The organism is Pontibacter chinhatensis (assembly GCF_900113285.1).
Taxonomy (GTDB): Bacteria; Bacteroidota; Bacteroidia; order Cytophagales; family Hymenobacteraceae; genus Pontibacter; species Pontibacter chinhatensis.
In genome coordinates this window covers 808750-823303 of record NZ_FOOT01000001.1, presented here as the reverse complement: position 1 = coordinate 823303, position 14554 = coordinate 808750, and the positions used below count along the sequence as shown (strand labels likewise).

The window sequence follows — 14554 nt, the reverse complement described above, 5'->3', positions numbered from 1 at the left end:
TTGGTTCAGTAAGCGGGAAGCAGTGGCTAAAAGAGTATAACCAAAGTATAAAGTATGGCTTTTCAAGCCAGTTGGGTTACAAACCCAACACTAGAGAAGGCACGGGTTGCACCCCCCCGCCAGCAATGGAACACAAGCTTGAAGACTTGCGCCAGAATAAACAAGAAATATAATGTATAAACCAAACTGAACGATATCGAAAAAACTTTACTCTCACCTTAACGCACACTACTCTAACTTTACTAACCTTACACAAAAAAAGGAGACAAGTTTTGTCTCCTTTTTTTATAGCAGTCCCCGTGCCTTCAGTTCAAGGTACTTGTTAATGGTATTTACCGTAAGGTCTTTGGGTAGAGTGAGGATAGCATGGATGCCGTGCTGCTGCAACTCCTTTACCACCTGCCGTTTGTCGTGGGTAAACTTTTCCGCAATGGCTTTGGTGTATACTTCCTCGGTTGTGGTAGCGGGCTGGTGCAGCAGGCTGTGCAGCTCGCTGTTCTCAAAGAAAATAACGACGAGCAGATGGTGCCTGGCCAAAGCGCGCAGGTAAGGCAGCTGGCGCTGAGCACTGTTCAGGGTCTCAAAGTTGGTGAAGAGCAGGAGCAGGCTGCGCTGTTTTAAAGTACGGCGGATAGTGCCGTAAAGTCGCTCGTAATCTGTTTCCTGGTATAACGTTTTCTGGTTGTAGAGCACCTCCAGAATGCGACGCAGCTGGTCGGCTTTTCGCTGGGCTGGCAGGATGTTACTGATTTTGTCGGAGAAGGTGATGATACCTGCCTTGTCCTCCTTTTTAAGGGCAATGTTGGAGATGACGAGCGAGGCATTGATGGCATAGTCCAGTAGGCTCAGCCCCTCAAACGGCATCTGCATTACGCGGCCCTTGTCAATGAGGCAATATACCTGCTGCGATTTCTCGTCCTGGTAGCTGTTTACCATCAGCTCTGCCCGGCGTGCGGTGGCTTTCCAGTTAATCGTGCGCTGGTCGTCGCCGGCCACATAGGGACGAATCTGCTCAAACTCCGTGCTCTGCCCAATCCGGCGTATTTTCTTCAGACCAAATTCGTGGAGCCTGTTGGAGATGGTGAGCAGCTCGTACTGCCGCATCTGGATGAAGGACGGGTAAACCGGCACCTCCTGGTCTTGGGCAAACTTATAGCGGCGTTTTACCAGTTGCAGCACGCTCATGGCAAACACGTTGATGGCCCCGAAGCTGTAGCTACCGCGTTTGGTGGGCCGCAGCGTATAATGGATGATGTGCGTGCGGCCTTCCGGAACAATGGCTTTGAACAGACTGTCGCGCTTCTGGAACTGGAAGGGCAGCTCGTCAATCACCTCGGTGTGCAGGGTAAAGCCATACTTGTTCTCCAGGTACAGGTACACGTCGTTGTCGCTGCCGTTGGAGAGCTTTTCCTGCATGCTTCGGCTGGCATGCACCCCTGCTTTATTCCGGTACAGCAGCAGCAAATCTACCAACGTCAGCAGCACCAATACGGCAACGGCCACCTTGGCCAGCACCAGTAGCAAGGGCACGAAAAAGGTGAGCACGAAAAGGCATGCCAGGCTGGCCAGGCTCAGGTAAAAGCGGTTGGTGAAGTATAAACTGCGGATAAACTGCACTAGCGCGGCACTTCTATTTTCTGAACAATCTGTTTAATCACCTCGTCTGGCGTAATGCCTTCCATCTCGCGCTCCGGCGTGAGCAGGATGCGGTGGCGCAGCACCACAGGCGCTAGTTCCTGCACATCCTCCGGCGTCACGAAGCCACGGCCACGCAGGGCAGCCAGGGCCTTAGTGCTATTGAGCAAAGCAATGGAGGCGCGCGGCGAGGCTCCCAAGTATAAGGACTTGCTCACCCGAGTCTCCGCCACGATTTGGGCCATGTACTCAAGTAGTTTTTTATCCAAGTGCACGGCCTGCACGGCCTGCCGCAGCGCCAGCAGCTGCTCTGCCGACAGCACCGCTTGGACCTGGTCGAGCTCCTTTTTCAGCTGCGGGCCTTTGTGCTGCAGCTCCAGTATCGCCACTTCCTCCTCCAGGCTCGGGTAATCTACCAATACCTTGAACATGAAGCGGTCGAGCTGGGCCTCGGGCAGGCGGTAGGTACCTTCCTGCTCAATCGGGTTCTGGGTGGCCAGCACGATAAAGGGCGCGGCCAGCGGGTATACTTTGCCGTCGTGCGTCACGTGCTGCTCCTCCATCACCTCAAACAAGGAGGCCTGCGTTTTAGCTGGGGCCCGGTTTATCTCGTCAATCAGCACGATGTTGGCGAAAATAGGCCCTTGTTTATACTCAAATGAGGCGGTGCCCGGGTGGAAAACCGAAGTGCCAAGCACATCCGATGGCATCAGGTCCGGGGTGAATTGGATGCGGCTGAAGTCAACGGCCACGGTGCGTGCCAATAGCTTGGCGGTCAGAGTTTTGGCAATACCCGGTACCCCTTCGATAAGCACATGGCCATCGGCGAGTAGGGCCACCAACAGCGTCTCCACGAGCCGCTCCTGACCCACAATGATTTGGCGAAGCTCCTGTTTTATACTTTCAGTGGCGGCGCGCAGGGCGCTATAATCGGTTTTGTTTTCCTGTGTGGTGATGAGTACGTCTTCTTGCATAAGCTATACATTGGCCTTGGGCCGTATGGAAGTTTGGCTGTAAAAGTCTTCTAAATAAGTGTTGAGCATCAGCAGGGTTTGGTCGCTGAGGGCGCTGCTCTGGTGTATACTTTGGATGAGGCCGAAAATCTGATCTACCAGTGCTGCGTCTGCTCCGGATTTAACCTTCACACGCTCACGCAGCTCCTCGTCCAACGTATGGGTGGCCAGGTGGTAGTGCAGGCGCAGGTGCTCCAGAAAATAAGCAATTTTCTTCTCGGCGATATTCTTGTGACTGCCGTGGTTAAAGTATAAACTGCCGATAGCTTTCACAAAGTCGAGGGTGGTGTTGCGCGGCGGCTCCATGACCGGGATAATGCGCTGGGTGCGCTTGCTCTTGAACAGAAGGAACAACACCAACCCAATCAGACTAAGGTAATAAGCCCAGGTAAGCGGCTCGTGTTGCATCAGCACCCGGAAAACCGACTGATCCTCCTCGCGGCCCAGGTTCTGGTAATCGTCCCAGATAACGGGCTGCACCGGCAGGTGGGAGAGGGCCGTGGCGGCATAGCCGCTCTGGTTTAGCGTCAGGAGCTGGTAATTGCTGAACGCCAGAGGTACCGTGTTGATGTAAAAATATCCCTCCCCAAATGGCACTCGCATGAAAGTCAGCTGCCCCGCTTTGTTCCTGCCCAGCGCCTCGTGGTCATGTTGCTCTTCCACCCGAAGAACGCGCATGTAGCTGTTTGGCGGGAAAGTATAAACTTGCCTATCTGACTGACTCGTAAAGGAAAAGTCAGTGGAGTCCGGGTTGGTGGTGTTGAGGTAAACGGTGCTGAAATGCAGTGTATCCCGCAGGTAAGTGCTGAACTCATCGGCTGCAATGAATACCTGGTTGCCCCGTTGCACAAAGTCGAGCAGCAGGTTGGTGTCCAGGCTATCAGCCTCGAAGTATTTCGTGATAAACACATAATTCCCGTTCAGGGTAGAGTCCTGCAGCACGTTGTAGGCTGGCTCCCGCACCAATTGCACCGGCTGACCCGGGAACAGGTCCGGAAGCAGCTCATACAAGGCGTAAGTGCCGTAGGGGATCTTGTCTTCCCGCGAGAAGGTCTGTGACCAGTCCACCGGCTTGGGGCGGAAGTACTCCAGCAGCACCAGCGCTACGAAGAGCAGGCCGATCAGGGCGATATATCTGCGGTAGCCTTTCATGCGCGCTGCTGAACCAGGTGATTGAATTGGCTAAACTCTTCGCGGGCCGAGGTATAAAGCTCGTCGCTGAGCGCCGCGCCGCCGTACCACACATACTCAAACATCCCCGTAAGTTGCTCAAACTCGCGGCGTACCTGCTGGTTCGGGATTTCGTGGATGTAGGAGCGGTTGGTTTTGCCCGGTTTCCAGTCAATCAGGCCCGTGTTGGTGAGGAACTTCAGGCTCTGGAGGTAGTGCAGGCGCACTGCCTTGCGGTAGTTTCGCTCTCCCACCGCCTCGGCTATCAGCGCTTTCATGTCCATCTCATGGATGTTTTCCTCAAACACATCGTAAGGCGTGGCCATACTTCCGGCCCTGCGCCCAAACAGACCGCCGGTATCCACCTTCTGTATTTTTATCACGATAAAGACAATGGCAGCTGCAATGGCTGTGTAAAGCAGCGCTTCCCACAGGCCGCTGGCCCGGCCCTCGTAGAGCGCCTCGCGCAGCCAGTTCTGAAAACGGCGCTTGAGGCGTTCCCACAGGCTTTCTCCTTCCGGTATGGCTTCGTAGTATTGGAAATCTTCATCCGTGCGCAGCTTCTCCACCTTTTCAGTGTCGAAGGGGCGGACTACTACAGGCTTGGCAGCGTTAGGGACGCTGTCTGGCTGCTGGGCGCGGGCGATGGTGCCAAAACCGAGCAGCAGGCAAAGTATAAGTATAAACGTAGACGTATGCCTAAAACTCGCCCTCATTGGCCGTGGTATTCGTGTTGGTTTTGCCGATAAGCTCTACCTGTTCCATCAGGCCCACGCCGTCTTTCTCCTCCACCAGGTTAAAATACTGAAAGCCAATGGCCAGCACAGAGATGCAGTAAGTAAAGGTGGTGAGCAGGGTCGTGATGGTATTCGAAATGATCAGCAGCGCATCGCTCTCCGCACCGGGCACCAACAGGCCGCGCAGAATCATCACGGCGCCAAGCGGAATAGCCGCCAGCCAGCTAATCACAGTCTGTATAATGCCCGCTACAATCATCAGCCCCAAGGTAGCCCACCAGTTGCCTTTGATCAGGTAAAAGCAGCGCTCAATCGTCTCCACAAAGCCAGTTTCCTCGCGCACCATCACAGCCAGGAACAGCGACAGCACCACCATCAGGTAAATGCCCAGGCCAAACAAGAAGATGCTCAAAATGCAGATCACACCGATGACAATGCTGGAGTAAGTAGCCTGTACAATATTCCGTTTGATGTGCTCCCACACTGCAGCTGGCCTCACCTCGCCCTCCTCATCCATATAAACTGCCATAAATCCGTAGATAGTAAGCGCCACCACCACGTAGGCCAGCACCGCAAAGAACATGGAGACGACTTGGTTGAGCGAGGTAAGCTGGTTAAAAACGGCAAACTCACCGGCACTGCTGTAGGTACCATCGCTAATTTGCTGGAATAACCGTGATTGGTAGATACCTGAGAAAATACCCGCCAGAATGGCCACCGGCGACACATACAGCAGGATGCTTTTAGATAAAGGTTTAAAGTTTTGCTTGATAAAGGTGAAGGTGGCGTTCAGTTTCTCGCCGAAATCCCTTTCTTCTCTTAAGTTAATTTTCTGGCTGGTTTGGTACATGTTTCTTGTGCAGTGAACGTGGGTATAGTATAAAGTAATAGAGTATAAAGGCGGCAGAGGAAAGTATGATAAACAGGCTCAGGGCCAGCGGCATACTGGTGTGGCGCGTCACAAAACCTTCCAGAAACCCGGCTGTGATGAACACCGGCACCAGCCCCATCACGATTTTAAGTCCCCGGCGGGCGCCTTGCTTAAAGGCGTGCATGCGGGAGTAGGTCTTCGGGAAAAGCAGGCTGTTGCCCATCACAATCCCGGCACAGCCCGCAATCACGATGGCCGCAATTTCCAGGGTACCGTGTATCCAGATGGTAAGCATGGAGGTAACCAGCAGGCCTTGTTTGTAGAAGAAGTACTGAAAGGCCCCCAGCATCACGCCATTCTGAAAAAGCACCCAAAAGGTGCCGATGGAGAAGAACACGCCCATCACAAAAGCCAGAAAGGATACCCGGATGTTGTTGATAGTGATGAAGAGGAACATTTCTGCCTCGCCACTGCTTTTGTAAACCGCCATCGGGTCGCCCTTGCGGATGTTCTCCAGCGTCATGTTCACGTAGTGGTCACCCAGGATAAGGCGCACAAAGGTATCGTCCATGGCGGCCGACAGCGCCCCCAAACCACAGGCTACAGCAAAAGCCAGAAAAGCGTAAAACAGCTGCCGGTGGTGCTGCCGGAAAAGATAGGGGAGCTCATACTTCCAGAAACGGGCAATACGGTTGCTTTTCTCTTTCTTGTTCCGGTAAATGGCCTGGTGGGTACGGCCGGTCAGGCCGTTCAGGTAAGCGGTGGTATCGGACTCAGGGTAGAAAGTGCGGGCATAGGCCAGATCGTCGGTCAACTCAATAAACCTATCGGCCAGCGCATCAGGGCTGGAGGCCGGCTGGGTTTCGTATGACTTCCACTTAAGTTTGTTTTTGCGGATAAAGGCAGCTTCGCGCACAGGAACTGTGTTTTAATCTCTACCAAATATATGTATATTGTGATGTAAAAAGAAAATGAAAACAAGCTTATTTTACTGAGGATGAATACCGTTAAAATCCGGACTACACAAAACGTGGAGGTAGAGTACCCCCTGGCCAGTGCAGGAGACCGTGTGGTGGCGCATATGATTGACCTGGCCGTTTACTTTTTGTGGCTGATGATGTGCGGCATTGTGTTCACGACAACCAACATGAGTCAGGGACCGATTTTTTCTATTGTGCTGACGCTACCGCTGATGTTCTACCACCTGTTGTGTGAGATTTTCCTGAATGGGCAGAGCGTTGGCAAAATGGCCCGCGATATAAAAGTAGTGAAGCTGACAGGGGAGGCCCCGACCATTGGCGATTACCTCTTGCGCTGGCTTTTCCGGCTGGTGGATACGTTCGCCTCACAAGGCCTGATTGCGCTTATTATGGTGGCTGTCAGTAACAAAGGCCAGCGCCTCGGCGATATGGCGGCCGGCACCTGCGTTATCCGTACCCGCGCTATCAAGCGGGCAGAAGCGGTTACGGTAGAATCGGAAGCAGGGTATCAGATCCGCTTCCCGGAGGTGCACCTGCTCACCGACAAAGATGTGGCGCTTATCCGGAAACTCCTGTTCAAGGCCCAGAAGTATAACAACTATGAGCTGCTGGAGAAGATGGTCAAACAGGTGCAGGAGGTAACTGGCATACAGCAGGGCGAGCTTTCGGAGTGGGATTTTCTGCAAATCGTGCTCAAGGATTACCACCACTATACGCATGGGGATATAGAGGTGTAGGGGGGTGGAAGGTTCTCTGTGAGAAAGTTGTAGAGAATTTTTGCAGTGCCGGGTCCAACCACCCCTAGCCCCTCCTTGTCCAAGGAGGGGAGTCTTGAATTGCTTTGGCTGAAGTATAGGTTTCATAGTTGAGGTTCTCGCGCGGACAGATCGTTAACTGTCCCTACAAAGTACAAACCCACCCTTAAGAGCTGCGCTCGCTAGCTCAAAACTCCCGTTTTGGCTAGTCCAGAGGAGGGGAATTTCTACTTGCTGTTTTCCCTGTCTTCTCGAGCAGAACGAGAGAACTATAGGGAATTCTAGCCAGATCTCTCCCGGTGGTCGAGCTGACAGCAAGGCAGCAGCTATCGAATGATTCCCAGCCTTTGGGTTGAGCGCCTTCTAGATTTCCGGTGCCGCCTTAGCGGCATTGCGACCGAAGGGTAGCAAAGGAAATGTAGACAGCGCGATGCCCGAAGGCGAGGCCTCCCGGCCTAGGAGGGCAGAAAGTTTAGATGCAACTGTAGCTTAAGTAAGTCTGGAGGGTGAACGGCCGCTAGCAAGGATAGCTAGCTTCAAGTCGAAGGAGGCAGCGACTATGGAAGTATAAACCGCCAAGTATAGGCAAAGTATAAAGTATGGCTTTTCAAGCCAGTTGGGTTACAAACCCAACACTATAGTAGGCACGAGTTACAAACTCGCGCCAGCGTAGACAGCGACTAAAGTATAAAGTCACAAGCCTCTGCTTGCGCTGGAAAAAGTATAAATGTATAACTCAAGTATAAACGTATAGCCCCGGCAGTTTTTCAAAGCTGCCGGGGCTATACGTTTATACTATGAATAGTGTGTTTACAGCTGCGGCTGCTTCTTCACCGAGGCCAGTTGTTGCTTCAGCTCTTCCACACGGTTCAGCTCCGTCTGCAGCTCACGCTTAATTTTCAGCTCGCGCTCACGGGCACTCTTCTTGTACTCAGTCAGCTCCAGTTCCATCTCATCATAAGCTCTGCGCTTCTCGTTGGCAACAGCTCTGCTGCTTTTATGCTGCACCGCCATCACACCCAAGGCAATCAGCAGGCCTATAATGATGCCACTGTTGAGCAGCACGTAAAACTGCTTTGGCAGGTCGATACCCAATACCGAAATATGGGTGATGTCGTGCATGCTCTGCTGAATCTCAGCCTCTTTCTTCTTCACTTCTTCCTGCATCGCCTTCAGTTGCTGCTCCTGTGCAGCCACGTCTTTGCGCGCCTCCTGCAGCTTGGCATCGGCCTCTGCCTCGAAATTGTCTAACTTTTTGTCCTTGGCAGAAACGGTTTCCTGCACGGTTTTCCAGAACGACTCCAGCGTGGTGATCTTAACGACCTTGTAGCCTTGCCAGGTGTTGGAGCTGGATTTAAGATTCTCGTATTGTTTCTCCAGTTTTGCGTTGGGAGCAGGTGCTTTTTCTGCTGCATTACCCTGCGCTTGTACCAATGTAGCAGAACATACGAGGGCTAGGGAGAAAAAGAGTGCCTTCATAATTTAATTATTTGGTTTGTACTAAAAGTTGTATTGCTGCGGCAGGCGGAAAGCGCAGTGAAGCAAAAGAATTATATCTTTTTTAGTCCTGTAGCCAGTATGCCTGATCCTGCTGCGATTTAAATATGGTTTAAGATTACTAAAAATTCCGGTAACTCAACAGTACTTCCAACACAAATATGCTAAAAGCAAGTTCAGTCTGTGGAAAGATTCCACACTTCCGGGCAGGATCTGGTGGAGGAGGTGCTATAGCAGCAGGGCAAGTATGGCGAAGAAGTCGATGATCCAGAGGGCCAGGCTTACCTCTTTTCGCTTGCCGGTCGCTACTTTCAGGGCTGTCCAGCTCAGGAAGCCCCAAATAATGCCCTGGGTAATGGAGTAGGTGAAGGGTATGAGCGCCATGGCCAGAAAAGCCGGAATAGCCTCGTCCATTTTATACCAGTCTATCTTGATGATGGGACGCACCATAAAGGCACCTACCAGCACCAGGGCAGGGGCTGTGGCAATAGCCGGAATCATGGAAAGGAGCGGGGCCAGAAACAGGAAAGGCAGGAACAGCATACCGCCTACCACCGCGGTTAAACCGGTGCGGCCTCCGGCCTCAATCCCCACCGCCGACTCTACATAGGCCGTTCCGGGGCTCGAGCCGACAAGCCCAGCCAGGGTGGTGGCCACGGCATCGGTCGTTAGCGAGCGCTGGATGTTGCGCGGCTCCCCGTGCTCATCCATCAAATCTGCCGCCTCTGCCAGCCCTACAAACGTAGAGATGCTGTCAAACATATCCGTAAAGACGAAGGCAAAGATTACGGGCACGATCGCCAGTTGAAAGGAGTTAACCAGGTCCAGTTGCAGGAGCAGGCTGAAGTCGGGAGAGGAGAGTACGCCCTGCCAGTTGATGATTGGGTCTAAATCGGTCGCCCACCAGCGGCCCAGCGGGTAGGCAGCCAGCGTGGTAAATAAAATGCCCAGCAAAATGCCGCCTTTCACGTTGTGCACCACCATGAGGGAGGTTACCAGCAAGCCAGCCAGAAAAGTGAGCAGCGCGGGTGTCATGTCGCCCACCCCAATAACCGTCGCTGGATTGGCGACGATGAACTCGGCATTGATGAGCCCGACAAGGGTGATGAACAGGCCGATACCGGCGGCAATGGCAAAGCGCAGCGGCCGCGGGATGGCCCGCACGATGAGGGTGCGTATGTTAAAGACCGAGAGGATGAGGAACACAATGCCCGACCAGAAAACCGCTCCCAGCGCCACCTGCCAGCTAATGCCCATGCCCAGCACCGCCGAGAAAGTGAAGAAGGCATTCAGGCCCATGCCGGGCGCCACCAGCACGGGGTTGCGGGCGTACAGGCCCATCATCAGGCTGCTGAAAAACGCCACCAGCACTGTAGCCGTGAGCACACCGGAGAAAGGCATGCCCGCCTGCGCCAATATGGTAGGGTTTACCACAATGATGTAGGCGGTGGCCAGAAAAGAGGAGATGCCGGCAATAACCTCTGTTTTGATGTTGGTGTTGTTGCGCTTCAGTTGGAAGAATGACTCCATGCGTTCTCGGTGTTGGATTAAGATTTTCCTAAAATGAAGAGGGCAAAATTACGGGAACTTGCCGTAAGATAAAACTGATAATCAGGAGGCTGTATAACAGGTGCTTATACTTAGCAAAGTATAGATACTCCATTCATGCCATTCCGTTTTTCAAGCCAACCCTTGCTGCCGGCTTTCTGCACGTTAAAAGTATAAAGTATAGACTGCTGAAGTATAAAGTATAAATCCTGTGGCCGGATACCGTGGGATAGCGCACACTTGCCGGACGAGAGCGAAAGTATAATCTGTAAGAAGTATAATTCCCTTAAAAGCAAACAGCCACAGCACTCGGTTAAAAGTGCTGTGGCTGCGGAAAAGTATAAGTTACGGTTTAGCCGTAGATTTCGTTCAGAAGACCCGCCAAACGGATGCCGGCCTGCAGCAGGCGCTGCTCAACCAGGCTGTAGTTCTCGTAGGCGTAGCGGTAGCCCAGCTTCTTGTCCTCCGGCAGGTTGTACACCTGTGGCCGGTACTTCATCGACTCATAGGCCCAATCTCTTACCGTGGATGCCTGCCACTGCTTTACCTGCTCCTTACCCGGCTCGTCCAGGAAACGCACGATTTCCGTGAAGCTCAGATTTTTGCTTTCTATCATGTCGGTATCCCATACGCGGTGCAGGTTGGATGGCTGGTAAAACCACTGCACTTTCACGGCATTACCGCCCTGGTCGTCGCCACCGCCCACGTGCAGCGGCTGGTGGATGTCGCCTACCAGGTGCACCAGAAACTTCAGCAGCTCCTGTTCTTTCGCCTTGTCCAGGTTACCGGCCTTCAGCGTTTTGGTGATTTCCTCAATCTTGCCCAGGATGTCGCCATTTGGGTTCTTCTCTGCCTGCTCATAGGTTTGCCCGTCCTGAATGGTTACCCAGTGCCAGTCGTGGGTGTGGTCGTAAGCCTTGTCGCTCTTGATATCGTCCATCCAGACCGATACCTCTGCCAGTGAGTTGTGGTCCAGCAGGTTCATTATTTTCTTCCTGGCTTTCTTGCTCAGGTGATGCTCGGCTACCTGCCCGACGGCGCGGTGACCGTTCTGCCCCCAGGCGAAGGCCTGGCCGCACAGCAGCAGGCACAGGAAGAAAATGCCCGATATTTTTTTCATGGAGATGTTATGTGTTGTGTTAAATTCTCTGCAAAACAACAAAATTTATGCGGAAAGGCGGCGCATGCCGGGGAGTTTTGCGCGGAAACTTTGCAAAGGAGCCGGTTGCGGCAAGCCAACATCTGATTTTACCGGCACTTGTAGGTGTTGTTATACTGCAGGCGTCCTGGCAGGAGGGAGGTACCATACTTCTTGCTGCTGATCAAACAAGTGCCATAACCGTCATCTTTGGTAAGTGGTTGCCGGAAACCCAAAACCCAATTACGGTTTAAATGTTGTAGCTTTGAGAAAAACACGAAAACGATGAACAACAAATACGAAGGCACGGTGATGTGGTCTCACCTGGATGCCAACATGCACATGCGCCACTCCGCTTACGCTGATTTTGCTGCCCAGGCCCGTATCGTGGTGCTGGAGCGACTGGGGATGGACATGAGAGCCTTTAAACACCTGCACATCGGGCCTATACTTTTCAGGGAAGAATTGATCTACCTGCGCGAGGTGGGCCTGAACGAGCAACTAACAGTGACGGTAGAACTTACCAAAAGCCGCCCCGATGCCTCCCGCTGGTCTATCCGCCACGAAATATTTAGGGCTGATGGGGTAAAGGCAGCCGTGGTAAACGTAGATGGCGCCTGGATGGACCTGCACAAACGCAAGCTTACCACGCTGCCAGCCGAGCTTCTGGAGCAATTCAGCTCCTTAAACAAAAGCGAAGATTTTCAGGAAGAAGGGGCTTAATTGTCCCTTCTTCGTTTACGCTCTTCTCTTTGCTGCTTGCGGCGCTCCTTCCAGTTCTCTTTCCACTCCTCATAGCTTTGGGCGGCTTTCCTGCCCACGTTGTCAAACAAGCGCTCCAGGAAGTTCTCCTTTGGTGGCTCGGCCCGGAACGAGTCGCAGGTGAGGGCTTCCAGCAACCGGGGTGGCAGTGGCTCGAAGCGGCTGTTGTAGTAGCCCTTGTAGGCCGGGTCTATGGCTACGCGGCGGATGTACTCTCCCCAGATAGGCAAAGCGGTGCGGGCACCCTGGCCCAAATCCAGCGTCCGGAAGCGCACCTCGGGGCTCTCGCCGCCAACCCAAACACCCGTTACCAGTTGGGGCGTAATGCCAATGAACCAACCGTCTGCGTGGTTTTGGGAGGTGCCCGTTTTACCGGCAATGTCCATTTTTAGTCCGTAGCCGGAGCGGAGTCTTACGGCACTGCCTTCTTCCACCACACCCTTCATCAGGTGCAGCATCACGGCAGCCGTTTCCTCCGAAATCACCCGTTTGGCACCCTCGCCATCACGGTGCTCCCGCAATACGCGGCCTTCGCGGTCTTCTATGCGGGTAATGTACACCGGCTCCACCTGCATGCCCCGGTTCGCAAACGTGGCATAGGCCGTCACCATCTCCATCAGCGACAGATCGGCCGTTCCCAAAGCCAACGAAGGCACCTCCGGCAGCTTGGACTCGATGCCGAGGCGGTGGGCCATGGCTACCGTTCTGCCCACACCCGCCTTCATGATCAGCTGCGCCGATATGGTGTTCACAGAGTGGGCCAGGGCACCTTTCATACTATACTCACCTCCATACTGCTCATTGGCGTTCCTTGGCGACCAGTTGTCATACTCGGGGTAGGTGGTGCGTTCGTTGGGGAAGTAGTCGCATGGTTTAAGGCCCTGCTCGAGGGCGGCGGCATATACGATCGGCTTAAAGGTGGAGCCCACCTGCCGCTTCGCTTTTACGTGGTCATACTTAAAGACGTGGTGGTTAATGCCGCCAACCCATGCCCGTACGTAACCGGAATGCGGCTCTACAGAGAACAGGCCGGTGTTGAGAAAGCGAGAGTAGTAGGCCAGCGAGTCCAGGGGGCTCATGTCCTTCCTGCTGTTTCCGCCCCAGGCATACACCTGCATGGGCACCGGCTGCCGGAAAGCTTCCTGAATATCCGCCTCCGATTTCCCGGCCTCCTTCATTTTTCGATACCTGTCTGAGCGCTGCATGGCTACCTGTATCACATCAGAGTTGCGGCCCCAGGGATTGCGCCCGCGCCAGTGTGCGTCGAACTGCTTCTGCAGCTGCGTCATGTGCCTTCGCACGGAGGCCTCGGCGTGGCGCTGCATGCCGGCATCAATGGTAGTATAAATCTTCAGGCCGTCTTTGTAGAGGTTGTATGGCTCCCCGTTTGGTTTCCGCTTGCCCGCGGCCCATACTTCCAGCTCCTTGCGCAGGTGCTCCCTAAAGTATGGCGCAATGCCGTCGTTGTGGGAGGTAACGTTATACTTTAGCTTCAGGGGCAGCTGCTTCAGCGAGTCAGCCTGGGCGGAAGTGAGGTAGTTATACTTGGCCATCTGGCCCAGCACCACGTTGCGGCGTACCTTAGAGCGCTCCGGGTCCAGGCGGGGGTTGTAGGTGGTGGTGGCTTTCAACATGCCAATCAGCACGGCGGCCTCCTCTACTTTAAGGGAGTCGGCGGAAGTGCTGAAAAAGCGGCGGGAGGAGCGTTCGATGCCGTAAAGGTTGCCCCCCATGGGCACGGTGTTCAGGTACAGCTCCAGCAATTCTTCTTTCGAGTAGATGCTCTCCAATTTGCGGGCAATGATCATCTCGCGCAGCTTGTTAACCGGCATGTCCCAGAAGCCATACTTGCGGCGCGGGTACAGGTTCTTGGCCAGCTGCTGGCTTAAGGTACTACCGCCCCCGGAGCTTTCGTTCTGCAGCAGCAGGGTTTTTATGAACACACGCGCCAGGCTGCGGGCATCCACCCCGCTGTGCTCGTAGAAGCGGGCGTCCTCGGTGGCGATAAGCGCCTCAATGGCGGCAGGGGCGATGTTCGCATACTTTACATTGGTGCGATCCTGGATGTAGTATCGGCCCAGCAGCACCCCATCGGCCGAGTATACTTCGGAGGCGGTATTGTTACGAACTGATTTCAGCTCTTTTGTGGAAGGCATGCCCCCCAGAAAGCCGGAGTACACGGCAAAGTAAAAGATCGTCAGCAGGAGCACCCCCACCAGGGAAAGTTTGAGGAAGGTGCGGAGCAGGAACCGGCCTTTGCCCTGGCGCCATTCCGCTGCCTTTTGTTGCCAGTAAGTGCGGGTGAATTTAGGTTTCTGGCTCTTCCAGAAAGCGGAAAGTTCGCCGTGAACCAGGCGCACAAAGGGCGCCATAACCTTGGTAATAATGAATTTAAGTATCTGTCTGAGCCTTGCCCTCATGTGGAGTCTAACGTGCTGTTTCGCTGTG

General features: G+C 53.8%; 13 protein-coding genes. 2 read left to right on the top strand and 11 right to left on the bottom strand.

Annotated elements, in window-relative coordinates:
* Positions 1–285: 285 nt before the first annotated feature.
* From BM040_RS03475 to BM040_RS03450, 6 genes are read right to left on the bottom strand one after another with little or no spacing between them, the layout of a single operon-like run.
* Complete coding sequence (locus BM040_RS03475; RefSeq protein WP_092099046.1) at positions 286–1617, bottom strand: DUF58 domain-containing protein; 1332 nt, start codon at positions 1615–1617, stop codon at positions 286–288.
* Positions 1617–2609, bottom strand: coding sequence for an AAA family ATPase (locus tag BM040_RS03470; RefSeq protein ID WP_092099044.1), 993 nt, complete (start codon positions 2607–2609; stop codon positions 1617–1619). The genes BM040_RS03475 and BM040_RS03470 overlap by 1 nt, the downstream gene beginning before the upstream one ends.
* A 3-nt stretch (positions 2610–2612) precedes the next feature.
* Positions 2613–3800: a DUF4350 domain-containing protein gene (locus tag BM040_RS03465; RefSeq protein ID WP_092099042.1), complete on the bottom strand. Its 1188-nt coding sequence runs from the start codon at positions 3798–3800 to the stop codon at positions 2613–2615.
* Entirely contained in the window at positions 3797–4534 is a 738-nt protein-coding gene (locus tag BM040_RS03460) for a DUF4129 domain-containing protein (RefSeq protein WP_092099040.1), read from the bottom strand. The genes BM040_RS03465 and BM040_RS03460 overlap by 4 nt, the downstream gene beginning before the upstream one ends.
* The gene (locus BM040_RS03455; RefSeq protein ID WP_092099037.1) at positions 4518–5405 is read right to left on the bottom strand and encodes a DUF7847 domain-containing protein; all 888 of its coding nucleotides are present in this window, start codon (positions 5403–5405) and stop codon (positions 4518–4520) included. Before BM040_RS03455 ends, BM040_RS03460 begins: the two co-directional genes overlap by 17 nt.
* On the bottom strand, positions 5380–6342 hold the full coding sequence (locus BM040_RS03450) for a stage II sporulation protein M (protein ID WP_092099035.1): 963 nt from the start codon (positions 6340–6342) through the stop codon (positions 5380–5382). The genes BM040_RS03455 and BM040_RS03450 overlap by 26 nt, the downstream gene beginning before the upstream one ends.
* Before the next feature lie 81 nt (positions 6343–6423).
* Here BM040_RS03450 and BM040_RS03445 point away from each other — a divergent pair, with 81 nt between their 5' ends.
* A complete protein-coding gene (locus BM040_RS03445; protein WP_092099033.1) occupies positions 6424–7143 on the top strand; it encodes an RDD family protein in 720 nt (239 codons plus the stop codon).
* A gap of 828 nt (positions 7144–7971) precedes the next feature.
* On the opposite strand, the gene BM040_RS03440 is transcribed toward BM040_RS03445, so the two are convergent.
* From BM040_RS03440 to BM040_RS03430, 4 genes are all read right to left on the bottom strand, one after another.
* Positions 7972–8640, bottom strand: coding sequence for a V-type ATP synthase subunit I domain-containing protein (locus tag BM040_RS03440; RefSeq protein ID WP_139217752.1), 669 nt, complete (start codon positions 8638–8640; stop codon positions 7972–7974).
* A 246-nt stretch (positions 8641–8886) separates the two neighbouring features.
* Positions 8887–10188 carry an NCS2 family permease gene (locus tag BM040_RS03435; protein ID WP_092099030.1) on the bottom strand — a complete coding sequence of 434 codons (1302 nt, stop codon included), beginning with the start codon at positions 10186–10188 and terminating at the stop codon, positions 8887–8889.
* Positions 10189–10298: 110 nt separating this feature from the next.
* The gene (locus BM040_RS21540; protein ID WP_139217751.1) at positions 10299–10502 is read right to left on the bottom strand and encodes a hypothetical protein; all 204 of its coding nucleotides are present in this window, start codon (positions 10500–10502) and stop codon (positions 10299–10301) included.
* A gap of 56 nt (positions 10503–10558) precedes the next feature.
* Complete coding sequence (locus tag BM040_RS03430; protein ID WP_092099029.1) at positions 10559–11326, bottom strand: S1/P1 nuclease; 768 nt, start codon at positions 11324–11326, stop codon at positions 10559–10561.
* A 303-nt stretch (positions 11327–11629) separates the two neighbouring features.
* On the opposite strand from BM040_RS03430, the gene BM040_RS03420 reads away from it, so the two are divergent.
* Positions 11630–12067, top strand: coding sequence for an acyl-CoA thioesterase (locus BM040_RS03420; RefSeq protein ID WP_245756082.1), 438 nt, complete (start codon positions 11630–11632; stop codon positions 12065–12067).
* On the opposite strand, the gene BM040_RS03415 is transcribed toward BM040_RS03420, so the two are convergent.
* The gene (locus tag BM040_RS03415) at positions 12064–14526 is read right to left on the bottom strand and encodes a penicillin-binding protein 1A (protein WP_092099025.1); all 2463 of its coding nucleotides are present in this window, start codon (positions 14524–14526) and stop codon (positions 12064–12066) included. The two genes, BM040_RS03420 and BM040_RS03415, sit on opposite strands and share 4 nt — an antisense overlap.
* Positions 14527–14554 lie beyond the last annotated feature (28 nt).